The 22654-nt window shown below is 68.0% G+C and carries 22 protein-coding genes; 10 read left to right on the top strand and 12 right to left on the bottom strand.

Translation table 11 applies throughout. From position 1 onward, the window contains the following. Position 1: 1 nt before the first annotated feature. The 4 genes from atpA to MKK88_RS20205 all read right to left on the bottom strand — a co-directional run bounded on the left by atpA (position 2) and on the right by MKK88_RS20205 (position 3801). Entirely contained in the window at positions 2-1534 is a 1533-nt protein-coding gene (atpA, locus tag MKK88_RS20220; protein WP_244002846.1) for a F0F1 ATP synthase subunit alpha, read from the bottom strand. Between the two features lie 54 nt (positions 1535-1588). Beyond that, positions 1589-2161 carry a F0F1 ATP synthase subunit delta gene (locus MKK88_RS20215; protein ID WP_244002844.1) on the bottom strand — a complete coding sequence of 191 codons (573 nt, stop codon included), beginning with the start codon at positions 2159-2161 and terminating at the stop codon, positions 1589-1591. Positions 2162-2377: 216 nt separating this feature from the next. Beyond that, the gene (locus tag MKK88_RS20210; RefSeq protein ID WP_244002835.1) at positions 2378-3067 is read right to left on the bottom strand and encodes a DsbA family protein; all 690 of its coding nucleotides are present in this window, start codon (positions 3065-3067) and stop codon (positions 2378-2380) included. Between the two features lie 107 nt (positions 3068-3174). Then, positions 3175-3801: a 2-hydroxychromene-2-carboxylate isomerase gene (locus MKK88_RS20205; RefSeq protein WP_244002833.1), complete on the bottom strand. Its 627-nt coding sequence runs from the start codon at positions 3799-3801 to the stop codon at positions 3175-3177. 199 nt (positions 3802-4000) lie between these two features. On the opposite strand from MKK88_RS20205, the gene MKK88_RS20200 reads away from it, so the two are divergent. Next, positions 4001-5239 carry an argininosuccinate synthase gene (locus tag MKK88_RS20200; RefSeq protein ID WP_244002831.1) on the top strand — a complete coding sequence of 413 codons (1239 nt, stop codon included), beginning with the start codon at positions 4001-4003 and terminating at the stop codon, positions 5237-5239. Positions 5240-5243: 4 nt separating this feature from the next. Here the strand turns inward: MKK88_RS20200 and MKK88_RS20195 are convergent, their stop codons facing one another. Continuing rightward, a complete protein-coding gene (locus MKK88_RS20195; protein ID WP_244002829.1) occupies positions 5244-5894 on the bottom strand; it encodes a hypothetical protein in 651 nt (216 codons plus the stop codon). 163 nt (positions 5895-6057) lie between these two features. On the opposite strand from MKK88_RS20195, the gene vapB reads away from it, so the two are divergent. Genes vapB through MKK88_RS20180 form a run of 3 tightly spaced genes read left to right on the top strand, consistent with a single transcriptional unit; the run spans position 6058 to position 7301 of the window. After that, on the top strand, positions 6058-6291 hold the full coding sequence (gene vapB / locus MKK88_RS20190; protein ID WP_244002827.1) for a type II toxin-antitoxin system VapB family antitoxin: 234 nt from the start codon (positions 6058-6060) through the stop codon (positions 6289-6291). After that, positions 6291-6713, top strand: coding sequence for a type II toxin-antitoxin system tRNA(fMet)-specific endonuclease VapC (locus MKK88_RS20185; RefSeq protein ID WP_244002825.1), 423 nt, complete (start codon positions 6291-6293; stop codon positions 6711-6713). Before vapB ends, MKK88_RS20185 begins: the two co-directional genes overlap by 1 nt. Before the next feature lie 6 nt (positions 6714-6719). Then, entirely contained in the window at positions 6720-7301 is a 582-nt protein-coding gene (locus MKK88_RS20180; protein WP_244002823.1) for a hypothetical protein, read from the top strand. On the opposite strand, the gene mtgA is transcribed toward MKK88_RS20180, so the two are convergent. Next, positions 7279-7929: a monofunctional biosynthetic peptidoglycan transglycosylase gene (gene mtgA, locus MKK88_RS20175; RefSeq protein ID WP_244002946.1), complete on the bottom strand. Its 651-nt coding sequence runs from the start codon at positions 7927-7929 to the stop codon at positions 7279-7281. The two genes, MKK88_RS20180 and mtgA, sit on opposite strands and share 23 nt — an antisense overlap. A gap of 156 nt (positions 7930-8085) precedes the next feature. Here mtgA and MKK88_RS20170 point away from each other — a divergent pair, with 156 nt between their 5' ends. Then, on the top strand, positions 8086-9057 hold the full coding sequence (locus MKK88_RS20170) for a polyprenyl synthetase family protein (RefSeq protein ID WP_244002821.1): 972 nt from the start codon (positions 8086-8088) through the stop codon (positions 9055-9057). A gap of 140 nt (positions 9058-9197) precedes the next feature. On the opposite strand, the gene mmsB is transcribed toward MKK88_RS20170, so the two are convergent. From mmsB to MKK88_RS20150, 4 genes are all read right to left on the bottom strand, one after another. Then, positions 9198-10364: a multiple monosaccharide ABC transporter permease gene (gene mmsB / locus MKK88_RS20165; RefSeq protein ID WP_244002945.1), complete on the bottom strand. Its 1167-nt coding sequence runs from the start codon at positions 10362-10364 to the stop codon at positions 9198-9200. Between the two features lie 56 nt (positions 10365-10420). Further along, complete coding sequence (gene mmsA / locus MKK88_RS20160; RefSeq protein ID WP_244002819.1) at positions 10421-11956, bottom strand: multiple monosaccharide ABC transporter ATP-binding protein; 1536 nt, start codon at positions 11954-11956, stop codon at positions 10421-10423. A 92-nt stretch (positions 11957-12048) separates the two neighbouring features. Beyond that, complete coding sequence (gene chvE, locus MKK88_RS20155; RefSeq protein ID WP_409566686.1) at positions 12049-13104, bottom strand: multiple monosaccharide ABC transporter substrate-binding protein; 1056 nt, start codon at positions 13102-13104, stop codon at positions 12049-12051. Between the two features lie 438 nt (positions 13105-13542). Continuing rightward, entirely contained in the window at positions 13543-14292 is a 750-nt protein-coding gene (locus MKK88_RS20150) for an SDR family oxidoreductase (protein WP_244002815.1), read from the bottom strand. A 298-nt stretch (positions 14293-14590) separates the two neighbouring features. Between MKK88_RS20150 and MKK88_RS20145 the strand changes: the two genes are divergently transcribed. The 5 genes from MKK88_RS20145 to mutS all read left to right on the top strand — a co-directional run bounded on the left by MKK88_RS20145 (position 14591) and on the right by mutS (position 20867). Continuing rightward, positions 14591-16324 (top strand): patatin-like phospholipase family protein, encoded by a 1734-nt coding sequence (locus tag MKK88_RS20145; RefSeq protein WP_244002813.1) that lies wholly within the window; start codon positions 14591-14593, stop codon positions 16322-16324. Positions 16325-16425: 101 nt separating this feature from the next. Then, positions 16426-16602 carry a hypothetical protein gene (locus tag MKK88_RS20140; RefSeq protein ID WP_244002811.1) on the top strand — a complete coding sequence of 59 codons (177 nt, stop codon included), beginning with the start codon at positions 16426-16428 and terminating at the stop codon, positions 16600-16602. A 29-nt stretch (positions 16603-16631) separates the two neighbouring features. Continuing rightward, on the top strand, positions 16632-17489 hold the full coding sequence (locus MKK88_RS20135; RefSeq protein ID WP_244002809.1) for an alpha/beta fold hydrolase: 858 nt from the start codon (positions 16632-16634) through the stop codon (positions 17487-17489). Between the two features lie 222 nt (positions 17490-17711). Further along, positions 17712-18008 carry a hypothetical protein gene (locus tag MKK88_RS20130; RefSeq protein ID WP_409566682.1) on the top strand — a complete coding sequence of 99 codons (297 nt, stop codon included), beginning with the start codon at positions 17712-17714 and terminating at the stop codon, positions 18006-18008. 144 nt (positions 18009-18152) lie between these two features. Next, entirely contained in the window at positions 18153-20867 is a 2715-nt protein-coding gene (gene mutS, locus MKK88_RS20125; protein WP_244002807.1) for a DNA mismatch repair protein MutS, read from the top strand. Between the two features lie 84 nt (positions 20868-20951). Here mutS and MKK88_RS20120 read toward each other — a convergent pair whose 3' ends face one another. Then, positions 20952-21383, bottom strand: a complete 432-nt coding sequence (locus tag MKK88_RS20120; protein WP_244002805.1) for a response regulator — start codon at positions 21381-21383, stop codon at positions 20952-20954. A 68-nt stretch (positions 21384-21451) separates the two neighbouring features. Continuing rightward, on the bottom strand, positions 21452-22528 hold the full coding sequence (locus tag MKK88_RS20115) for a histidine kinase dimerization/phosphoacceptor domain -containing protein (RefSeq protein WP_279602424.1): 1077 nt from the start codon (positions 22526-22528) through the stop codon (positions 21452-21454). Positions 22529-22654: the final 126 nt, after the last annotated feature.

Raw genomic sequence — 22654 nt, 5'->3', positions numbered from 1 at the left:
ATCAGGCGATCGACTTGACCACGCCCTCGACCACGCTCTTCAGCTTGCCGGCGTTCTCGTCCGACAGGTCCTTGGAGGTCGCGATGGCGTCGAGCAGGTCCTTGTGCTTCGTGCGCAGCGTGCTGAGCAGGCTGTCCTCGAAGGGGCGGATCTTGGCGACCGGAAGCTTGTCCAGGTAGCCGTTCACGCCGGCGTAGATCACGGCGACCTGCTCTTCCATCTTCAGCGGCGAGAATTGCGGCTGCTTCAGGAGCTCGGTCAGCCGCGAGCCGCGGTTCAGGAGCTGCTGGGTCGAGGCGTCGAGATCCGAGCCGAACTGCGCGAAGGCCGCCATCTCGCGGTACTGCGCCAGCTCGCCCTTGATCTTGCCGGCGACCTTCTTCATCGCCTTGGTCTGGGCCGAGGAGCCCACCCGCGACACCGAGAGGCCGACGTTCACCGCCGGGCGGATACCCTGGTAGAACAGGTCGGTCTCAAGGAAGATCTGGCCGTCGGTGATCGAGATCACGTTGGTCGGGATATAGGCCGAGACGTCGTTGGCCTGGGTCTCGATGACCGGAAGCGCGGTCAGCGAGCCGTTGCCGGCGGCGTCGCCCATCTTGGCGGCGCGCTCCAGCAGGCGGCTGTGGAGGTAGAACACGTCGCCCGGGTAAGCCTCGCGGCCCGGCGGGCGGCGCAGCAGCAGCGACATCTGGCGGTAGGCCACGGCCTGCTTGGACAGATCGTCATACACGATCACGGCGTGCATGCCGTTGTCGCGGAAATACTCGCCCATGGCGCACCCGGCGAAGGGCGCGATGAACTGCATCGGGGCCGCATCAGACGCCGTGGCGGCGATGACGATGGAGTATTCCAGGGCGCCCTGGTCCTCCAGCACCTTCACGAACTGGGCAACCGTCGAGCGCTTCTGGCCGATGGCGACGTAGATGCAGTAGAGCTTGGCCTTCTCGTCACCGCCAGCGGTGTGGCCGGGCTTCTGGTTCAGGATCGTGTCGAGGGCGATGGCGGTCTTGCCGGTCTGACGGTCGCCGATGATCAGCTCGCGCTGGCCGCGGCCCACCGGAATCAGGGCGTCGATCGCCTTCAGGCCCGTGGCCATCGGCTCGTGCACCGACTTGCGCGGGATGATGCCCGGCGCCTTCACGTCGACCCGGCGGCGCTCCGTCGAAACGATCGAGCCCTTGCCGTCGATCGGGTTGCCGAGGCCGTCGACCACGCGGCCGAGCAGGCCCTTGCCGACCGGCACGTCCACGATGGCGCCCGTCCGCTTGACGGTCTGGCCTTCCTTGATCTCGCGGTCGGAGCCGAAGATCACGATGCCGACGTTGTCCTGCTCGAGGTTCAGGGCCATGCCGCGCACGCCCGACTCGAACTCGACCATCTCGCCGGCCTGGACGTTGTCGAGGCCGTAGGCGCGGGCGATGCCGTCACCGACGGACAGGACCTGCCCGACCTCGGAGACCTCGGCCTCTTCGCCGAAGTTCTTGATCTGCTCTTTCAGGATCGCGGAGATCTCGGCGGCGCGGATGTCCATACTCGGGCCTCTGTCGCTGATGCGTTTATGTGTTTTCGGGTCGGATGGGGGCGCTTACGGCGCGGCCCGCATCGCGAGGCGGATACCGTTGAGCTTGGTCCTGAGGGAGGCGTCGACCATGCGCGAGCCCATCTTCACGATGAGGCCGCCGATCAGGCTCGGATCGACCACGAGGTCGACGTCGACCTCGGCCTTGGCGATGTCACGGAGCGACGCCTTGATCTCCTCGATCACGGTGTCGGACGGCTTCTCGGCCACCCGCACCTCGGCGCGCACGATGCCCTTCGAATCCTGCACCAGGGCGCGGAACGCGGCGATCATGTCGGGCAGCGCGAAGAGCCGGCGGTTCGAGGCCGCGAGGCGGATGAAGTTACCGGCAAGGCCACCGATCCCCACCTTGTCGAGCAAGGCGCCGATGGCGGCCGCCTGCTCCTCGGCGCTGAAGACCGGGCTGCGGACGAGGCGGCGGAGATCCGCGCTCTCCTTCAGCAGCGTATCGAATTGGTTGAGGGAATCAGCGACCGCGTCGACCTGGCGCTCGTCGCGCGCGAGATCGAACAGGGCGGAAGCGTACCGGCCCGCCACGCCTGCGACCAGGGGACCAGCCTCGGAACCGTTCTGCGCCACCCGTCGCTCTCTTCTCTGGTTGCCCGCCCGTTCCGCACGCTCCGGCAGGAGCGCGGTGCGAGACCGTTCGGGACGTGGGATCGCACCGACGTGGGACAGGGTCGAGAACCGTCCGATCGGCGCGGCGACCGCCTAGCATGTCAGCATGGCCGCACGCAACACGGACGGGACCGCCGCTGCGCGATAGGACGGCAGAAGTGTGACGCAGCGCGGACCTCAGCAGGCCAGCCGGTCGCAACGACGGACGCTGGCGATCATCCTGGCCAGGGCTCGGGCCCCCGGATGCCCGAGGATGCCGCTGTTGCCGAGTACGTAGGACGGTGTGGCGTAGAGCCCGAGATCGGCGGCCATGCGCATCTGGCTCTTGAGCGCCAGGCGCACCTCCTCGCTGTCGGCGATCTCCTCGATCTCCGCCTGGGGAATTCCGAAGCTGGACGCGGCCGTCAGAGCGCCGGGCCCATCGATCCGGCCGGGCTTGCCGAGCAGCGTCTGATAGAAGCCCCAGGCGGCCTGCGAGCCCAGGCGGCGCTGGACCGCCAGCATCACCTTGGCGGCCTGCGCCGATTGCGGCGACAGGATCGGGTTGTGGACAAGGCCAATCCGCAATTCGCCATCGCTGTCATGCAAAGCCACCACGTCGGCGGCGGCCTTTCGGCAGAAGGGGCAGTTAAAGTCGAAGAATTCGTAGAGGGTGGTGCCGGCGTCCCGCGGCCCGACAGAGGTGACGCCGCGCAGGGCCGGAATCTGACCCGTGATCTCGCCGGGCAGGATCGAATTGGCCACCGCCCGCCCGTCATCGCCGGTGACGGCGACGCGCTGCCCGTAGGATTGCGCGGTCGCGCGGCCGAGACCGGAACCCAGCGCGACGCCGGCGGCTGCGAGAACAAGACGGCGGGAAACGGGCATGGGATCTGTCCGGGTCATCGCGGATCCGCCGAGGCCTCGCCGAAGCGGAGGCCGAGCGCAACCAGGGGCACAGGTCGGATTGATGGTCGATCGGCGTGAACGCACCCCTACCGCAGACCCTTCGGCCGGTCGCCGGTCGCCCAGGCGAGGGCCTGCTCCAGCCGGTCGTTGCCCCAGAACAGCTCGCCGTCATCGGCCAGGAAGGTCGGCGCGCCGTAGATGCCGCGCGAGCGCGCCTCCTCGACGCTGACCCGCAGCTTGGTCTTGTTGGGCTCCGCGGCGGCGGCGCGCACCGTCTGCGTCCCGTCGAGGCCGAGCGAATCGAGGATCTCGGCGACCGCCGCCGGCTCCGCGATCGAGCGGCCCTCGGCGAAGCTCGCGGTGAACACCGCCTTGGAGAACGGCACCAGCCAGTCCTGGTCCTGACCGAGGATGGCGACCCGCACGGCGCTGAGGCTGTTCTGCGGGAATTGCGCAGGCTTGGTCAGCGGCGGCAGGCCTAGATGCGCGGCCTCGCGCTCCACGTCGCGCCACATGTTCTTGCCCTTGGCCGCGTAGAGGTTGAACGGCGAGGTGGTCCAGCCCTGGGAGGCGAAGAGGGGCCCGACCAGGAACGGGCGCCACCGCACCGCCACATCGGCCTGCGCGGCCGCCACCTCGACGCGCATCGCCGCGAGATACGAATAGGTCGAAGCGAATTCGTACCAGAACTCCAGAATCGGCTGGCGCGCCATAGACTTCGCTTCTCCGATGCACGTTTTCGGGCCTGATCACAGGCAATGCCCGCGCCGGTTCTTGCACGTCCGCAAGGCCGCCGTGAGGCGAAAGGCGGCCGAACCTTCGGCAAAGGCTACGCGCCAAGCGGCACGCCGGTTGCAGGCCAATCCCACCCGCGATAAGCGGCTCAGGCCCTCTCCCAGTTCCGGAAGCCGCATGTCCGTCCCCGCGAAAAGCCCCGTGAAGAAGGTCGTGCTGGCCTATTCCGGCGGGCTCGACACATCGATCATCCTGAAGTGGCTGCAGACCACCTACGGCTGCGAGGTCGTGACCTTCACGGCCGATCTCGGCCAGGGCGAGGAGCTGGAGCCGGCGCGCCGCAAGGCGGAACTGCTCGGCATCAAGCCCGAGAACATCTACATCGAGGATCTGCGCGAGGAGTTCGTCCGCGACTACGTCTTCCCGATGTTCCGGGCGAACGCCGTCTACGAGGGCGTCTACCTCCTCGGCACCTCGATCGCCCGGCCGCTGATCGCCAAGAAGCAGATCGAGATCGCCGAACGCGTCGGGGCCGATGCGGTCTGCCACGGCGCCACCGGCAAGGGCAACGATCAGGTCCGGTTCGAGCTCGGCTACTACGCCCTGAAGCCGGACGTGACGGTGATCGCCCCCTGGCGGGAATGGGACCTGCGCTCCCGCGAGCAGCTCATCGCCTTCGCCGAGCAGCACCAGATCCCGATCGCCAAGGACAAGCGCGGCGAGAGCCCGTTCTCGGTGGATGCCAACCTCCTGCATGCCTCATCCGAAGGCAAGGTGCTGGAGGATCCGGCGGTCGAGGTGCCGGACTACGTCTATTCACGCACGCTCTCCCCCGAGGAGGCACCCGACCAGCCGACCGTCATCACGATCGGCTTCGAGCGGGGCGACGCCGTCTCGATCGACGGCGAAACGCTCTCGCCCGCGAGCCTTCTGGCCAAGCTCAACGAACTCGGCCACGCCAACGGCATCGGCCGGCTCGATCTGGTGGAGAACCGCTTCGTCGGCATGAAGAGCCGCGGCATGTACGAGACGCCCGGCGGCACAATCCTGCTGCCGGCCCACCGGGCCATCGAGTCGATCACCCTGGATCGGGGCGCCGCCCACCTGAAGGACCAGCTCATGCCGCAATACGCGGAGCTGATCTACAACGGCTTCTGGTTCTCGCCGGAGCGCGAGATGATCCAGGCGCTGATCGACAAGAGCCAGGAGAAGGTCACCGGCACGGTGCGGCTGAAGCTCTACAAGGGCGGCGTCCACGTGATCGGCCGCGAGAGCCCGCACTCCCTCTACGACCAGGATCTCGTGACCTTCGAGGAGGGCGCGGTCGCCTACGATCACCGCGACGCGGCGGGCTTCATCAAGCTCAACGCACTCCGACTGCGGACCCTGGCGCAGCGCAAGAAGCGCGGGGGCTGAGCCGTCAGGCCGGCTCCCAGGCGCCGGACGAGCCCGAGCGCTGGAAGTCGCCCGGCCCGAGGTCGGCATACCGTAAAAAAATCTGAAGGGCCGGCTGCATCTCGCGGTGGAGCCGGACCCGGTGGGTCTCACCATCCTCGTCGTCGTTGGCAGCCGCCTCGGGAACGGCGGCGAGAAGGCGGCCCATATTGGCGGTGTAGGAGCCTGTGCCGCCATAGGGCTGCACCGGGTCCACCCGCGGGACGTTTGCGGCCGGATCCCAGCCGTAGGCGAGATGCGGGATCAGCGCGAGGTGCTCAGCCGTCACCGCGAAGGTGATGTGCTCGGGCGTCTCACCAGTCTGCGCGTCCCGGAAGACGTCGCCGACCGTGCCGTGGTCCAGCTTGGCCAAGCCGTTGTGATATTGGTAGCGGCCCGGCTTCAGCTGCGCGTTCTGTGCGAAGATCGCCAGTCCTTGCTCCAGGGACCGGTGCTCCTCCTCGGCCCCCTCGTCGTCGCCGGTGACGTTGGCGATATCGCCGTCCCGGTCGAGGCTGCCGTAGGGGGCGTCCGGATGGACGGTCGGCGCACCCGGCTCGGCGCCGCCCCAGGCCACGACCATCCGGCGGATCAGGGCGATGCGCTCCAGGGTCAGGTCGTAGACGGCTTCGCTCATCGTGTGTTCAGTCCCGGGTCCATCGGCGCTACCGCTTCTCTTACAGAGCCGATTCGAGAGCTGCTACCACCCAAGACGCCCTTGTGCTTCCACGCTGTCGGCCGTATGTATATCCCAATTGAATATCCCGCCGCGGTCTCACAGCAGTCTCAGAAGGTCGCGTATGGCCAGCTCTACGGTGTTTCTCAGCAATCGTAGCCAAGCCGTGCGACTGCCCAAGGCGGTTGCTTTCCCTGCCGACGTGCATGAGGTCGATGTCTTGAAGATCGGTCGCAGCCGTGTGATCGTTCCGAAGGGTCAGAGGTGGGACGATTTCTTTCTCAATGAACCGTGCGCGAGCGAAGATTTCATGAACGAACGTGTGCAGCCGGCAGCGGAGACACGTGAGATCTTCTGATGTTCACGTACATGCTTGATACAATCATCTGCATCTACGTTATCAAGAGACATCCGCCCATTATTCGCGAAAAATTCAATGCACTGGCGGAGCAGCTTTGCATTTCGAGCATCACGTTGGGTGAATTGTATTACGGGGCGGAGAAATCGGTCCGCCGCGCCGAGAATCTGACGACGGTCACGCGTTTTGTAGCGCGCTTGGAGGTGTTGCCCTTCACCGACAAGGCGGCGGCCCATTACGGGCAGGTCCGAGCCGAGCTCGAACGGGTCGGGACCCCGTGCGGTATTCACGATATGCAGATCGGCGGCCACGCCCGCAGCGAGGGGCTGATCGTGGTCACCAACAACATGCGGGAATTCAGCCGCATGCCGGGTGTACGGGTGGAGAATTGGCTTCCGGCGCCAGCGGGACGCAACGACTGACGACCCATGCGCCTGATCGACCGGTACATGGCGGCCTATCAGTTCCGCGAGATCCATGCGCGACGCGTGACCGCCGCGCCCGCGTCGATCCTGAGTAACGTGGCGGCCTACCGGGCGGACAGCGACCCGTTCTTCCGGATCGCGAATGCCGTGCGCGAATGGCCCGCGCGTCTGCGCGATCGCCGGGACGCCCCGCGGCAGGCCTTCGGGATCCACACCTTCACGAAGCTGGAAGAGACCGAAAGCGAGATTGTCTACGGGCTCGTCGGGCGGTTCTGGACCGCCGACTACGGCCTCAGACCAATCGCCGATGGTACAGCCTTCCGGGCGTTCGACGCGGATGACGCCGCCAAGCTGGTCCTCGGCTTCCGGACGCAGCCGGAACAAGGCGGGACTCTTCTGGTGACCGAGACGCGGGTGTGGTGTCCCAACCGGTCCGTGCGCCTCAGGTTCACGCCCTACTGGCTGCTGATCCGACCGGTCAGCGGCCTCGCGCGCCGACGCATGCTCGCGTCGATCGCACGGGATAGCAAAGGACGAGCGCGGATCTGCCCCGACGCCGCACCTACCGCCGCAGGCAAGCCGTGAGCCCCTCGACCTGCCCCATCATGGCCTGGATCCGCGCCGCACGGCGGCGCACGCCGGGGGAGGGGCGGCCTGCGCTGCGCAGGATCGGATTCGGCAGGACGGCGGCGAGCAAAGCCGCTTCGCCGCGGGTCAGCCGGCTCGCATCCTTGCCGAACCAGTGCCGGCTCGCGGCCTGTGCGCCGTAGATACCATCGCCCCATTCGGCGACGTTCAGATAAATCTCCATCATGCGCCGCTTGCCCCAGAGCGTATCGAGGGCGAGCGCCAGCGGGATCTCCACCGCCTTGCGGATGTACGAGCGGCCGGGCCACAGGAAGACGTTCTTCACCGTCTGCATCGCCAGGGTCGAGGCGCCGCGGCTCGGCGAATCCTCATCCTCCACCACCTCGCGAATGGCGCCGAAATCAACCCCGTGATCGAGACAGAAGCGCTGGTCCTCCGAGGCGATCACCGCCAGCGGCAGGGCCGGCGCGATGCCGGAGAGCGGCACCGGATCGCGGCTCACCGGTTGAAGCGTCAACCACCGGCCGAGCATCAGGGTCGACGGCGGCATCACCGCGCTATAGACGAGCGCCAGACCCAGCACGAGGACGAAACCGAGGGCGGGGAGCAGCAGCAGCGTCCCCACGATCCGCCGGACCGGGCGGGGGCGCCGCGGGCGGGCGCGCGGGAGATTGCGTTCCGCCGCCGCCCCCATGCTTCCCACCCCGCTCACGGTGATTTCGTTCCCGTACAACTGACACGCGATTGGTTTTCGCAAGGCCAGGACCGGACGTAGCGCCCGATGACCACGACCTCCTCAACGCAGGCACCGACCGGTTCGGTCAAGGCTGGCACGCCGGCCGTGGAGTTTACCCACAGGTTGACCGAGGTCGCCGGGACGGTCGAGACCTTCCTGGTCGAGCGCCTCGGCCCTAAGGTTGGCCCCGGCGAGATCGCCCGGCCGCCCCGCCTGATGGAGGCGATGCGGCACGCGGTGCTGGGCGGCGGCAAGCGTCTGCGGCCGTTCCTCGCCATCGAGACCGCCCGGATGCTCGGGGGCTCCGAGGCGGCGGCGCTGGCCGCCGGTGCCGGGGTCGAGCTGGTGCATTGCTACAGCCTCGTCCACGACGACCTGCCCGCCATGGACGACGACGACATGCGCCGCGGCAAGCCGACGGTGCACAAGGCCTACGACGAGGCCACCGCGATCCTGGTCGGCGACGCCCTGCAGACGCTGGCCTTCGAGATCGTCGCCGATCCGACCTGGCAGCCCGATGCGCGGATCCGCGCCGACCTCGTTCTCGGCCTCGCCCGGGCCTCGGGCCTCGGCGGCATGGTGGGCGGCCAGCTCCTCGACCTCACCGCCGAGGGCCGGTTCGGCGCGGCCAACATGGACGTGGACGACACCCTGCGAATGCAGGCGATGAAGACCGGCGCGATCCTGGCCTTCTCGGTGGAGGCCGGCGCGATCGTCGGCGGCGCCGACGAAGGTCAGCGGGCGGCCCTGCTGCGCTACGGCCTCGCCCTGGGCCAGGCCTTCCAGATCGCCGACGACATCCTCGACCGGGAGGCCTCCCCCGAAGCCATGGGCAAGGCCACCGGCAAGGACAAGGATGCCGGCAAGGCCACGCTGGTCGACCGCCTCGGCATCGATGGGGCGCGGACCGAATGCGACCGCCTCGTTGGCGTCTGCGAGGATGCGGTCGGCGCTTGGGGGGAGGGTGCCCGCATCCTGCGGGACGCCGCCCGGTTCACGGTGGCGCGCAAGACCTGAATATGGCTTCGAAAGGTCGAGACCTTTCGCGGGTCCAGGGCAGAGCCCTGGAGACCACCTCAGGGCTCTGCCCTGGGCACCCGCCAAAGGGCTGAGCCCTTTGGAAACCCGAACTCGTCACGAGAACGGCGCCCGCCGGCTCAAGCCTTGTTCTTGTTGTAGACGTCGAGGCAGACGGCGGCGAGCAGGACCACGCCCTTGATCACCTGCTGGTAATCGACGCCGATGCCCATGATCGACATGCCGTTGTTCATCACCCCGATGATGAAGGCGCCGATCACCACGCCCGAGACCTTGCCGATACCGCCGGAGGCCGAGGCGCCCCCGATGAAGCAGGCCGCGATCACGTCAAGTTCGAAGCCCACGCCCGCCTTCGGGGTCGCGGTGTTGAGCCGGGCGGCGAAGATCATGCCGGCGAGGCCGGCCAGCGCGCCCATGTTGGCAAAGGTCAGGAAGGTCAGCCGCTCGGTCTTGATGCCGGAGAGTCGCGCCGCCTTGATGTTGCCGCCGAGCGCGTAGATCCGCCGACCGATCGTCGTCCGGGTCGTGACGAAGCTGTAGAGCATCACCAGCACGAACATCACGAGCAGCACGTTCGGCAGGCCGCGGTAATGGCTCATCTGGTAGGCGAAGGCGAGGATCACGATCGTGGCCACGCCGTTGCGGAAAATGAATGACGCCCAGGATTCCACCGCGCCGCCGTTGCGGACCCGCGCGGCGCGGCGGCGGCAGTTCAGGCCGACGAAGGTCGCGGCGAGGCCGAGCGCCATCAGCAGCGCGGTCCAGGGGCCGGCGAAATTGATGAGGAAGCCCTTGGCGAGGAGCTGGAACACCTCCGGGAACGGGCCGATCGAGGCGCCCTGGAGGAGGGCCAGCGTCATGCCGCGGAACACCAGCATGCCGGCCAGGGTGACGATGAAGCTCGGGATGCCGAGATAGGCCACGAAATAGCCCTGCAACCCGCCGATCGCGGCGCCCACCGTGAGGCAGATGATCGTGGCGGTGAACGGATCGATGCCGAACCGCACCATCAGCAGGGCCGCGAGCGCCCCGACGAAGCCGACCACCGAGCCGATCGACAGGTCGATATGGCCCGCCACGATGATGAGCAGCATCCCCAGCGCCATCACCACGACGTAGCTGTTCTGCAGGATGAGGTTGGTGAGGTTCAGCGGCTGGAACAGCACGCCGCCGGTCGTGTATTCGAAGAACAGGGTGATGACCGCCAGCGCGACGACCAGCCCGTAGTCGCGCAGATGCGTCATCGGCAGGAAGCCGCGCCGGGCGCGCGGCGCAGGGGCAGACATGGAACTCGACAGTCCTTCGGTCGCGGGGATCATGGGCTTGCTCGCGGGGAAATCACTCATCCGTTCAGGTCCTTGGAGCGCATGATCGCGCGCATGATCGCTTCCTGGCTGGCCTCTTCGCGCTGGAACTCGCCCACGAAGCGCCCCTCGTTCATCACGTAGATCCGGTCGCAGAGGCCGAGCAGCTCGGGCATCTCGGACGAGATCACCAGCACGCCCCGGCCCTCATCCGCCAACTCGTTGATGATGCTGTAGATCTCGTACTTGGCGCCGACATCGATGCCGCGTGTCGGCTCGTCCAGGATCAGCACCTTGGGGCCCGTGAACAGCCACTTGCTGAGCACGACCTTCTGCTGATTGCCGCCCGAGAGGTTCACCGTCTGCTGCGCCACCCCGAAGGAGCGGATCCGCATCTTGCTCCGGTCGCCGCTCGCGACCCGGTGCTCGGCGTCCTGGTCGATCACCGTCGCGGTGGAGACGCCCGGCAGGTTGGCCAGCGTCGTGTTCTTGGCGATGTCCTCGCCCAGGACGAGGCCGAGCTGCTTGCGGTCCTCGGTGACGTAGGCGATTCCCGCGGCGATCGCCTTGTCGATCGTCGAGACATCGACCTCGGCGCCGCCGATCCGCACGGTGCCGCCGATGCCCTGACCGTAGGAGCGCCCGAAGATGCTCATGGCCAGCTCGGTCCGGCCCGAGCCCATCAGGCCGGCGATCCCGACGATCTCGCCCCGGCGCACGGTGAGGTTGACCCCGCGCACCACCGTCCGGTCCGGATGGATCGGGTGGTGGACCGTCCAGTCGCGCACCTCCATCAGCACGTCGCCGATCTTCGGCTCACGCGTGGGATAGCGGTTCGCCAGCGTGCGCCCGACCATGCCGCGGATGATGCGATCCTCGTCCACGGCCTCGCGCCGGCAATCGAGCGTCTCGACGGTGGTGCCGTCACGCAGGACGGTGATCCGGTCGGCGACCTTCGAGATCTCGTTCAGCTTGTGCGAGATCAGGATCGACGCGATGCCCTGATCCTTGAAGCGTAGCAGCAGCTGCAGCAGCGCCTCGCTGTCGGTCTCGCTCAAGGACGCGGTCGGCTCGTCGAGGATGAGCAGCTTGACCTTCTTGGACAGCGCCTTAGCGATCTCGACGAGCTGCTGCTTGCCGACGCCCAGATGGGTCACCAGCGTGTCGGGGCTTTCGTCGAGCCCCACGGTGGCCAGCAGCTCACGCGCGCGGGTGTAGACCCGGTCCTGATCGATGATCCCGAACCGGGCCGGCTCGTTGCCGAGGAAGATGTTCTCGGCGATCGACAGGAACGGCACCAGAGCCAGCTCCTGGTGGATGATCACGATGCCGAGGCGCTCACTGTCGGAGATGTCCCGGAAATGGCCAGGACGGCCCTCGTAGACGATCTCACCCTCGTAGGAGCCGTGCGGATAGACGCCGCTCAGCACCTTCATGAGCGTCGACTTGCCGGCGCCGTTCTCGCCGACCAGGGCGTGGATCTCGGCGGGGGCGACGGTGAGGTTGACGTCGTTGAGGGCCTTGACGCCGGGGAACGACTTGGAAATCCCCCGCATTTCGAGGACGGGCTGCATGCGACCCCTTCCGGCTCGGTCTGCTTCACGGGACCCGCGCCGACGAAGAGCCGACGCGGGATCGGCGGGGCCGGCAGCCGGCCCCGCGACGCTCACTTCAGCTGATCGAGGGTGTAGTAGCCCGAGTCCACGAGGACCGGCTTCCAGTTGTCCTTGGTGACGATGATCGGCGTCAGCAGGTAGGACGGGACGACCTTCTTGCCGTTGTTGTAGGTCTTGGTGTCGTTGACTTCCGGCTGCTTGCCGGACTCGATGGCATCGATCATCGCCACCGTGACCTTCGCGAGTTCGCGGGTGTCCTTGAAGATCGTCGCGGTCTGCTCGCCCGCGATGATCGACTTGACCGATTGCAGCTCGGCATCCTGGCCGCTGACCACGGGCAGCTTCTGATTGCCGGAGCCGTAGCCGACGCTCTTCACCGACGAGATGATGGCGGTGGAGATGCCGTCGTAGGGCGAGAGCACCGCGTCGAGCCGCGCGTTGCCGTAATAGGCCGAGAGCAGGTTATCCATCCGGGCCTGGGCCGTGGCCGGGTCCCAGCGCAGGGTCGAGACCTTGTCCATGCCGAACTGGCCGGAGCGCACCACGAGCTTCTTCGCGTCGATATACGGCTTCAGCACCGACATCGCGCCGTCGTAGAAAAAGTATGCGTTATTGTCGTCGGGCGAGCCGCCGAACAACTCGATGCTGAACGGGCCCTTGCCGTCTTTGAGACCCAGGGCATCGACGATTGAGGTCGCCTGCTGCACGCCGACCTTGAAGTTGTCGAACGTCGCGTAATAATCGACGTTCGGTGTTCCCTTGATCAGGCGATCATAGGCAATGACCTTCACGCCACTCGCTGCCGCCTTCGACAGGACATCCCCGAGGGTCGTGCCGTCGATCGAGGCGACCACCAGAAGCTTCACGCCCTTCGTGAGCATGTTCTCGATCTGGGCAAGCTGGGTCGGGATGTCGTCATCGGCGTATTGCAGGTCCGGCTTGTAGCCCTTGGCCTGGAGCAATTTCACGATGTTGTTGCCATCGTCGATCCAGCGCTGCGACGACTTCGTCGGCATCGCCACGCCGATCGGATCACCACTCGCAGCTTGCGCCGACGAGAGGGCCCCACCCCACAGCGCGGCGCCGAGGATCAGCTTGCTTAACATCTGCTTGGCGAACATGATTCCCCCATTAATCTTATCGTACAGCAGCAAAAGGACTTCACGCCCACCGCCACCGCGTTCCGTCATCGTCGGAAGATCATTCGCAACGTGACCATCCGCATATCGAGGATACGGACGACAGTTGCTTGAAGAAACTCGCCCCAAAACTAAGGCATGGGCGCGATACAACCGAAAATGCACTGAACATTATGAATTATGCGCGGAATTCTCTGGTGGAATGACCGCGAAGTCAGTGCCAGGACGACGAAATCTCGTCCCCCGGCGTGGGATCAGGTTCAGCCCAATCCGCTCGTCGTTGAAGAATTTGTATGAGTTATAGACCGGGACGTCAATCGCGCGTGCGCGGACTGGCCGCACCGATCCGACGCAGGCACAGCGATGAATGAGGGGCGATGCGGCCGGGGCGGACCAGCCTCGCGCTCAGCCGCGGCCGACGAACGGCATCTTGGTGGCCATGATCGTCATGAACTGCACGTTGGCGTCGAGCGGCAGGCTGGCCATGGTGAGCACCGCCTGGCCGACATGGGCGGGATCCATCACCGCCTCGGCGCGCAGCGAGCCGTCCGCCTGGGGCACGCCGGCCTTCATCTTGCCGCCCATGGGTGTGTCGGCATTGCCGATATCGATCTGCCCGCAGGCGATATCGTAGGCGCGGCCATCCAGCGAGGTCGCCTTGGTCAGGCCGGTCACCGCATGCTTGGTCGCCGTGTAGGCGATCGAGTTCGGTCGGGGGGCGTGGGCTGAGATCGAGCCGTTGTTGACGATCCGGCCGCCGCGGGGATCCTGGTCACGCATGATCCGGAAGGCGTGCTGCGTGCACAGGAACAGGGCGGTGAGGTTGGTGTCGACCACCTGACGCCAGGTCTCGAGCGGCAGATCCTCCAGAGGAACCGGTGGTGCGCCGATCCCGGCGTTGTTGAACAGCAGGTCGAGGCGGCCGAACTGCGCCCGGGTCCGGGCGAACAGGTTGGCGATCGAATCGGGATCGGTGACGTCGGTGGGCACCGCGAGCGACCGGTCGCCGCCGATCTCGGCCGCCACGTCTTCGAGCGGCCCCGGCCGCCGGCCCGACAGCACGACGCGCCACCCGGCCCCGGCGAGCGCCAGGGCGGCGGCCCGGCCGACCCCCGTCCCAGCCCCGGTCACGATCGCGATCCGATCCGCCGCCATGCACGCCTCCCGCTTTTCGTCTTCCCGGGCTGTACCGGATGGCGATGCCGGCGCGAAGAGACTTACCATGTCAGAAGCGGCGCGCGGTCACGTGATGACGGAGCAGATCCCCCCGCGGCGACGCGCGCTGCGCATCGGAACCACAGCCGAAGCTCCGTGTTTCGAGCCGCGCTGCTGCCAGCCCGAACGGCGGCGGCCGCCCCCGCCGGAAAGCGGATACCGGAACACCCAAGGCGATTGAGGGAGAGAGCGGGAACATGCGAGGATGGCCTGGGGCAGTCGAACGCGCGGGGGAGGGTTGAGCGCGCCCGAGATCCCGTTCCTGGCCGGGCTCGATCCGGCGGCCGCCGAGGCGGTACGCGCCCGCATGCAGCCGGTGGCGGTGCCGGCGGGGAAAATCGTGTTCGAGCAGGGCGCCACGGGGGACGCGCTCTACACGCTCGTGTCCGGCGTCGTCGGCGTCTCGGCCCGCGACCACATGGGCATGCCGACTCGGATCGCACGCCTGCGCCCGCCGGAAATCTTTGGGGAGATGGCGCTGCTGTCCGATGCCCCCCGGGCGGCGACCGTGATCGCCCTGCGGGATGCACACCTGCTGCAGCTCACCCGCGCGGCCTTCGAGGCGGTGATCGCCGAGCATCCTCAGACGCTCCTGTACTTCGCCCGCATGCTGGCCGACCGCCTGCGCCACATCTACGACGGCTACTTGGTGCATCATGCCCCGCGGATCTTCACCATCCTGGCGGTCACGGACGGGCCCGATCCGGCACATCTGGCCCACCGGCTCGCGACCGTCTTCGATGCGCTGCTGCCCGGCGAGACCGGCTGCCTGACGGACTGGCCTGACGGGGCCGATGAGGCGTGGTTCCAGGCGTTCGAGGCGCGGCACGCACGCACGATCTTCGCGGCCCGGCAGATCGATTGCCCCTGGTGCCGGCAGAGCCAGCGCCGGGGCGACCACGTGCTGCTGCTCGCCGAGCCCGGCGCCCCGCCGCGGCCGGGGGCGGCGGAATACCTGGAGCGGGTGCGTTCCGACTGGATCCGGATGGACCTCGTCGTGCGTCAGGATCCCGGCGCGCGGCGTCCGAAGCCGGTGCATCCGGCGATCGCCGCGTTGCCCGCTTCCCTCCGGATCCAGCTCCGCGACGGGGGGCAAGCGGACCTGCATCGCCTGGCCCGGCTGGCAAGCGGTGCGGCCCGGGGGCTCGTGCTGGGCGGCGGCGGGGCGCGGGGCCTCGCCCATCTCGGCGTCCTGAAGGCCCTCGACGAGGTGTCATGCGCCCCCGATTTCGTTGGCGGCACCAGCATGGGGGCGATCATCGCGGCGAGCCTCGCCATGGGCTGGAGCCTCGCCGAGATCCAGGGGCAGATCGAGGCGTTCTTCGCCACCAGCAACCCGATCAACGACTACACGCTGCCGCTCCACGCCCTGACCCGGGGTGCGAAGGTCGATGATGGCCTCGCCGCGCGCTACGGTGGCGCGCGCATCGAGGATCTGTGGCTGCCCTTCTTCTGCGTTTCCTCGAACCTCACCACCGGGAACACGATGGTCCACCGCTCGGGCGATCTGACCCAGGCCCTGCGTGCCAGCATCGCGATTCCCGGCCTGCTGCCGCCGGTGCTCTGCGACGAGGGTGTGCTGGTCGATGGCGGCATGATGAACAACCTCCCCGCCGATGTTGCCGCCGATCTGGAGCGCGGGCCGGTGCTCGCCGTCGATGTCGGCAGCGACCGCGCCTTTCAGGACATGCCCGCGCGCGGCTGGACCGGCCGCCTCGTGCGCAAGCTGATCGGCTCGCCGCTGGCGATGCCGGGCCTCGCGCCGCTGCTGCTGCGCGCCGCCACGGTCTCGAGCGACGCCCAGAGCCTGATGGCGGCGACCCACGCCACGGCGGTGCTCAAGCCTCAGCTCTCCGGGATCGATCTGCGGGCGTGGTCGCGATTCCGCGAATCGGCCGAACTCGGCTACCGGGAGACCTGCACGAGCCTGGAGGCCGGCGCCCTGGCGCGCTGGCTGGACCCGGTGCGCTGAGATGTCCGCGTGCGGCAGCGCACAACGACAGCGCGTTCCCCTGTAACCCCTGCGATCCGGCAACGATCTCCACGGTAGCATCGCCCCTGGAGTTCATCACCGTGAACCATTCCGCGCCTCTGGTATCCCATCCGGCTTCGCCCGCCACCGACTCGACCTGGGGGCTCGTGCAGGGGGCAGCCTTCGTCCTGCTCTGCCTGTGGACGCGCACCACCCCGGACCGCCTGCGCGATCAGCTCTCGCCAGAAGCGGGCACCTGCGCCACCTTGGGCTTCTGACGGGCAGACGTGTCCGGACGGAGGATCGGATGGCTGTTGCGGGTGTGTCCTTCCGGCGTGTTCCGTTGCCGGATCTCGGCCTGCACGTCGCCGAGGCCGGTCCCGATACGGGCAGCCCGACTCTTCTGCTGCACGGCTTTCCGGAATTCTGGTACGGCTGGCGCCACCAGATCGGTCCGCTCGCCGCTTCAGGCCTGCGGGTGATCGCGCCGGATCAACGTGGCTACGGCCTCAGCGACAAGCCCGACGGCCTCGACGCCTATCACCTGGACCGCTTGGCCGGCGACGTGATCGCGCTTGCCGACGCTTACGGCTTCGCCAAGGTGCGGCTTGTCGGGCATGATTGGGGCGGCCTTGTCGCGTGGTGGGTGGCGAGCCATTATCCGGAGCGGATCGAGCGGCTGGCCATTCTGAACGCCCCGCATCCCGGCATCGTCGGCGCCTACATGCGCGCGCATCCGGGTCAGATGCTGCGGAGCACCTATGTCGGCCTGTTCCAGCTGCCGGGCCTGCCCGAACGGCTCCTCACCGCGGATCGGTGCCGAGCCCTGCGGCGGGCCCTCACCAGCACCAGCCGGCCGGGCGCTTTCGCGGCCGCCGATCTCGACCGCTACGTCGAGGCCTGGCTTCAGCCCGGCGCGATGACCGGTATGCTGAATTGGTACCGGGCGCTTGTGCGGCTCCCCCGAGCGAAGCCGCCCCGCGTCCAGGTTCCAACCCTGATCCTCTGGGGTCGGCGGGACACCGCTCTGCAGGCGGGCTTGGCGGAAGCGAGTCTCGCCGTCTGTAACGATGGTCGGATCCGCTGGTACGACCGGGCCAGCCATTGGCTTGCGCAGGAAGAACCGGACGCGGTTAACGCGGATCTGATCAGTTTTCTCACCTGAGCCGGCCGGCGGCACCATCTCCTCACGATTGAATAGATCCATTACCTTCGCTTTAAAGTTATCGAAAGTCGACGGGACGCCCTTCCCCCATACGCAACGTATAGCCTTTTAATCCTCGCGCCCGACGACCATTTGTACTTTTATTTCGTTTGCGCGCTGGAACTTTCCGATCATCGTCCGCTTGGGAGGTAACTCACTTCAGATGATCGGAGATACTTGATAATGTCTTTTCGTACCCTGCTGACCGTTGGCTTGCTCGCCAGCGGCCTCGTGGCCGGCTCGACGGTTGCCCAGGCTGCTCCCGTGATGCCGCAGCCCACCCTGGCCGGGAGCGGCCTGATCGAGACCGTCGTGATGCATCACCACCATCACCGGATGCATCGGCACCACACCACGCGCCAGCAGCGCCGGATGCGCCGCCTCAATACGATGCGCCACGGCAACCCGAACGCGCGTAACCCGTCGCGGCCCGGCTATCAGCAGCAGCTCGGCACCACCACGGGCGGTCCCCGGTACTGAGCACCCTCCGCAGGATCGGACGGCGGTTCGGCGCGAGTGCGCGTCCCAATAAAGAGTGAGTGCCATCCACCGCCGCCGCGGCTTCTCCCCAGCCACGGCGGCGCGCGGCCCTGATTCGACGGCCGCGCTCTGCTAAGACGCCTCATGGCCCGAACCGCCGTCCGCCCCGCCGACCCGCCGCCCGCCCCGGGCCTCGATCCCGTCGGCGCCACGCCCATGATGGCGCAGTACATCGAGATCAAAGCCGCCAATCCGGATTGCCTGCTGTTCTACCGGATGGGCGATTTCTACGAGCTGTTCTTCGAGGACGCCGAGATCGCCTCGAGGGCGCTGGGCATCGTCCTGACCAAACGCGGCAGGCACGCCGGGACCGAGATCCCGATGTGCGGCGTGCCGGTCGAGCGCTCTGACGACTACCTCAACCGCCTGATCGCCCTCGGCCACCGGGTCGCCGTGTGCGAGCAGACCGAGGACCCTGCCGAGGCCAAGAAGCGCGGGCCGAAATCGGTGGTGCGGCGGGAAGTCGTGCGGCTGGTCACGCCGGGTACAATTACGGAGGACCGGCTCCTCGATCCGGCCCAGGCCAACCTCCTCCTGGCGATCGGCCGCCGCAAGACCGGGGAGGGGGCGGTCGCCTACGGGCTCGCCGCGGTCGACATCTCGACTGGCCGCTTCGCGCTCAGCGAAGTCGCGGGTGGCGACCTTGCCGGCGCCATCGCCCGGCACGCCCCGCGGGAGATCGTCCTGTCCGAGGCGATCCATGCCGATCCGGCGCTTGCGCGGATCTGGCAGGAAAGCCGGGCGGCGATTGTCCCGCTGGCGCAGGCGGAATTGGAACCCGCCGCGGCGGAGCGGCGCATCCGCGAGCAGTACGGCGTCTCGACCCTGGAGGGATTCGGACAATTCACCCGGGCCGAGATCGCGGCGGCCGGGGCAGCGCTTCTCTACATCGCCCGCACCCAACTCGCGGCCCGGCCGACGCTCGCGGTCCCGACGCGGGAGGATGCGGGGGCGACGCTGGCCATCGACGCGGCCACCCGGGCCAACCTGGAACTCACCCGCACCCTGTCGGGGGAGCGGACGGGCAGCCTGCTCGCCACGATCGACCGCACCGTGACGGCCAACGGCGCGCGCCTCCTCGCCGAGCACCTCGCGGGCCCGCTGACCAACCTCGACGCCATCGCCCGACGGCACGCCGCGGTGGCGCACGTCGCGGAGAACGGTCCGCTCCGGGCCGGCCTGCGCGATGCGCTCGCCCGAGCCCCCGACCTCGCCCGTGCCCTGTCGCGCACTGGCCTCGGCCGGGCCGGGCCGCGGGACCTCGCTGCCATCCGGGAAGGTCTCGCGGTGGCGGCGGATCTCGGTGCGCGCTTGTCCGCTGTGCCGGACCTGCCGGAAGACCTGACCCGCCTCGCCGACCATCTCGCGGCGGCCGATACCGCGCTCATCGCGACCCTGGGGGCGGCGCTCGCCGACGAGCTCCCCCTGAGCCGGCGCGACGGCGGCTTCGTTCGAGCGGGCTATCATCCCGAAATCGACGAGGCGCGAACGCTCGGTCAGGATTCCCGCAAGGTCATCGCCGCCCTCCAGGCCCGCTACGCGGAGCAGACCGGCTGCCGGACCCTGCGCATCAAGCACAACAACCTGCTGGGCTATTTCATCGAGGTGCCGCAATCCATCGGCGAAGCCTGTCTCAAGGGCCTGCAGAGCGAGTTCGTCCACCGCCAGACCATGGTGGACGCCATGCGCTTCACCAGCGTCGAGCTGGGCGGGCTCGAGTCCAAGATCTCGGGGGCCGCCGACCGGGCGCTCGCCCTGGAAGCGGCGGTTTTCGACGACCTTGCCGCCCGCGTGCTCGCGCAGGCCGACAGCATCGCCGAAGTCGCGGAAGCGCTGGCCGGTCTCGACGTGGCGGCGAGCCATGCCGAACTCGCGGTGGAACTCGATTGGCGCCGTCCGGTGGTGGACGATTCCCTGAGCTTCGTCGTGGTCGGGGGGCGCCATCCGGTGGTCGAGGCCGCTCTGCGCCGGGCCGGCGAGCCGTTCATCGCCAACGATTGCGATCTGTCGGGCGACACGCGCGGGCGGATCCGGCTGATCACCGGCCCCAACATGGGCGGCAAGTCGACCTTCCTGCGCCAGAACGCGCTGATTGCGGTGCTCGCTCAGATGGGCGCCTTCGTACCGGCCGCAGAGGCGCGGATCGGGCGGGTCGACCGGCTCTTCTCCCGCGTCGGCGCCGCCGACGACCTCGCCCGGGGGCAGTCGACCTTCATGGTCGAGATGGTCGAGACCGCCGCGATCCTCAATCAGGCGACCCGCCGCTCGCTGGTGATCCTCGACGAGATCGGCCGCGGCACCGCGACCTTCGACGGCCTTTCCATCGCCTGGGCCTCTCTGGAACATCTCCATGAGGTGAATGCCTGCCGGGCTCTGTTCGCCACCCATTTCCACGAGCTGACCGCTTTGGGCGACCGGCTCGCCCGGTTGGAGAACGCGACCCTGAAGGTGGCCGAGCACCGGGACGGCGTCGTGTTCCTGCACGAGGTGGTGTCTGGGGTCGCCGAGCGCAGCTACGGGCTGCAGGTGGCGCGGCTCGCCGGGCTGCCCGGCAGCGTCGTCACGCGGGCCGGGGCGATCCTCAAGAGCCTGGAGAAGGCGGAGCGCGGCCGCCCGGCCCGCGCCCGGATCGATGATCTGCCGCTCTTTGCCGCCCTGGCGCCACCGTCACCGCCGGAGCCGCCGCCCGAGGATCCGCTTGGCGCCCTGCTCGACGCCATCGATCCTGACGCGCTGACGCCCCGGGAGGCGCTGGACGCGCTCTATCGATTGAAGCGCGAGCGGGCGGGACGGGGTTAGGTTCGGTTCCCGAGGGAGCTCCGGCTGCCCCGCGCATCTCCCGTCCCCGCAGAGGGGAACGGGAAGGCTGCGGGCTCCGGAACCTCACCCCGGCGCAGCCAGAAACCCGTCCGGGCAGGCCGCTGCTCCGCCGCCGGCGCGCCGGTCGGCCACGTAATGGAGGGTGCTGGCCACCACCCGCTCGGAATAGGGCTTGGCGATCACCCCGATGGCGCCCGCGAAATCCGGCGGGATGCGCTTCGCGTTGGCGGTCATGAACACCACGGTGATGCGCCGGTCCTCCGAGAGCGCGCGGGCGACCTCGATACCGGTCGGGCCGTCCACAAGGTGGATGTCCACGAAAGCGACGTCAGGCGCCGTCGCGCGGCCCAGCGCGATCGCCTCGGCCGAGGTGCCGGCGATGCCGACCGTGACGTGGCCCAGATCGTCCAGAAGGCACTCGAGCTCCAGGGCGATCAGCGCCTCGTCCTCGACCACAAGGATGCGCAAGGTGGCGTCCGCGGTCCCGGTCCCCATGCGATCTCCGTAGCCCGGCGTGATGGATGCTCACGCGGCCGCGAGCGTGAAGCGTTCGCGGCGAATTCTCAAGATGCGAACTGAAGCGGGATATCGATCTCGACGGTCGTGCCCGGCCCGGCCTCCGTCCAGGCGATGGTCCCGCGCATCTGCCGCACCACCATCTCGACGAGGTTGCGTCCAAAGCCCGCCGGATTGGGCGGGGCCGCCGACAGGCCGATGCCGTCGTCCCGGATCGTCAGGTGCATCCCGCTCTCGGTGCGCCGGGCTGAGATCAAAACGCGGCCTTCGCGCGCGTCCGGGAAGGCATGGCGCAAGGCATTGGCGGTCAGCTCATGGATCAGCAGCGCCAGCGGCGCCGCCATCGCGGCCGCCACCGCGATCGGTTCGACATCGGCCTCGATCCGATGCCGCTCCGGGTCGAGGCCGGCATTCATGTCGGCCAGGAACTCGGAGGCAAAATCGCCGAGGTTGAAATGCGCGCAGTCGCCCTCGGAATAGAGCAGCCGGTGCGCGGTCGAGAGTGCGCCGATCCGCTCCGCCATGCCCTGAAGCGCGTCGCGCGCCTCGCCCTCCGGGGTGCGGCGAGCCTTCAGCAGCATCAGCGATGAGATCACCTGGAGGTTGTTCTTTACCCGGTGATCGACCTCGTGCAGCAGCGCGGTCTTCTGCTCCAGCGCGGCGGTCAGCGCGTGTGTGCGGGCATCGACCAGGCGCTCCAGCTCGTCGTTGGTGCCGCGCATCGTCACTTCGAGTTGGTGGACATGCGTCATGTCGGCCTGCGCGGCGTAATAGAAAGCCAGCCCGTCCGCGTCGCTCACCGGCGTGATGGTCATCGCGTTCCAGAAGGTCGAACCATCCTTCCGGTAATTCAGCAACTCGACGGAGATCGGCTCGGCCACCGCGATGGCGGCCCGGATCCGCGCGACGGTCGCTTGGTCCGTATCCGGCCCTTGCAGCATGCGGCAGTTGCGCCCGACGATCTCCTCGGCTTCGTAGCCCGTGGCCCGCAGGAAGGCGGCGTTGGCCCAGGCGACCGGATTGTCCGGCGCACGCGCGTCGGTGATCACCATCGGCGACGGGCTGCGCGCGAAGGCATCGATCAGCGTCGCCGGGGGCGGCGCGGGCACGGATCGGGCACTCAACGCATCATTCCACACTCAGCGATGCGACGCATTCATCCGACGCTCCCGTCTGGCTGCGTTCCGCAGCGCGTGGACAGTGCGTTAAGCAAGCTTGGGTCAAATCAGAGCCATCCGCATCACAATCCG

Source organism: Methylobacterium sp. E-005, assembly GCF_022829725.1.
Taxonomy (GTDB): Bacteria; Pseudomonadota; Alphaproteobacteria; order Rhizobiales; family Beijerinckiaceae; genus Methylobacterium.
Note: the sequence above shows the minus strand (reverse complement) of the source record. Positions and strands in the feature narration are given on the sequence as shown.

Bases quoted from the DNA above. Each gene is read 5' to 3' on its own strand.
- atpA (WP_244002846.1), bottom strand. From the start codon at position 1,534: ATGGACATCCGCGCCGCCGAGATCTCCGCGATCCTGAAAGAGCAGATC.
- MKK88_RS20210 (WP_244002835.1), bottom strand. From the start codon at position 3,067: ATGCCCGTTTCCCGCCGTCTTGTTCTCGCAGCCGCCGGCGTCGCGCTG.
- MKK88_RS20205 (WP_244002833.1), bottom strand. From the start codon at position 3,801: ATGGCGCGCCAGCCGATTCTGGAGTTCTGGTACGAATTCGCTTCGACC.
- MKK88_RS20200 (WP_244002831.1), top strand. From the start codon at position 4,001: ATGTCCGTCCCCGCGAAAAGCCCCGTGAAGAAGGTCGTGCTGGCCTAT.
- MKK88_RS20195 (WP_244002829.1), bottom strand. From the start codon at position 5,894: ATGAGCGAAGCCGTCTACGACCTGACCCTGGAGCGCATCGCCCTGATC.
- vapB (WP_244002827.1), top strand. From the start codon at position 6,058: ATGGCCAGCTCTACGGTGTTTCTCAGCAATCGTAGCCAAGCCGTGCGA.
- MKK88_RS20185 (WP_244002825.1), top strand. From the start codon at position 6,291: ATGTTCACGTACATGCTTGATACAATCATCTGCATCTACGTTATCAAG.
- MKK88_RS20180 (WP_244002823.1), top strand. From the start codon at position 6,720: ATGCGCCTGATCGACCGGTACATGGCGGCCTATCAGTTCCGCGAGATC.
- MKK88_RS20170 (WP_244002821.1), top strand. From the start codon at position 8,086: ATGACCACGACCTCCTCAACGCAGGCACCGACCGGTTCGGTCAAGGCT.
- mmsB (WP_244002945.1), bottom strand. From the start codon at position 10,364: ATGTCTGCCCCTGCGCCGCGCGCCCGGCGCGGCTTCCTGCCGATGACG.
- mmsA (WP_244002819.1), bottom strand. From the start codon at position 11,956: ATGCAGCCCGTCCTCGAAATGCGGGGGATTTCCAAGTCGTTCCCCGGC.
- chvE (WP_409566686.1), bottom strand. From the start codon at position 13,104: ATGTTAAGCAAGCTGATCCTCGGCGCCGCGCTGTGGGGTGGGGCCCTC.
- MKK88_RS20150 (WP_244002815.1), bottom strand. From the start codon at position 14,292: ATGGCGGCGGATCGGATCGCGATCGTGACCGGGGCTGGGACGGGGGTC.
- MKK88_RS20135 (WP_244002809.1), top strand. From the start codon at position 16,632: ATGGCTGTTGCGGGTGTGTCCTTCCGGCGTGTTCCGTTGCCGGATCTC.
- MKK88_RS20130 (WP_409566682.1), top strand. From the start codon at position 17,712: ATGTCTTTTCGTACCCTGCTGACCGTTGGCTTGCTCGCCAGCGGCCTC.
- mutS (WP_244002807.1), top strand. From the start codon at position 18,153: ATGGCCCGAACCGCCGTCCGCCCCGCCGACCCGCCGCCCGCCCCGGGC.
- MKK88_RS20120 (WP_244002805.1), bottom strand. From the start codon at position 21,383: ATGGGGACCGGGACCGCGGACGCCACCTTGCGCATCCTTGTGGTCGAG.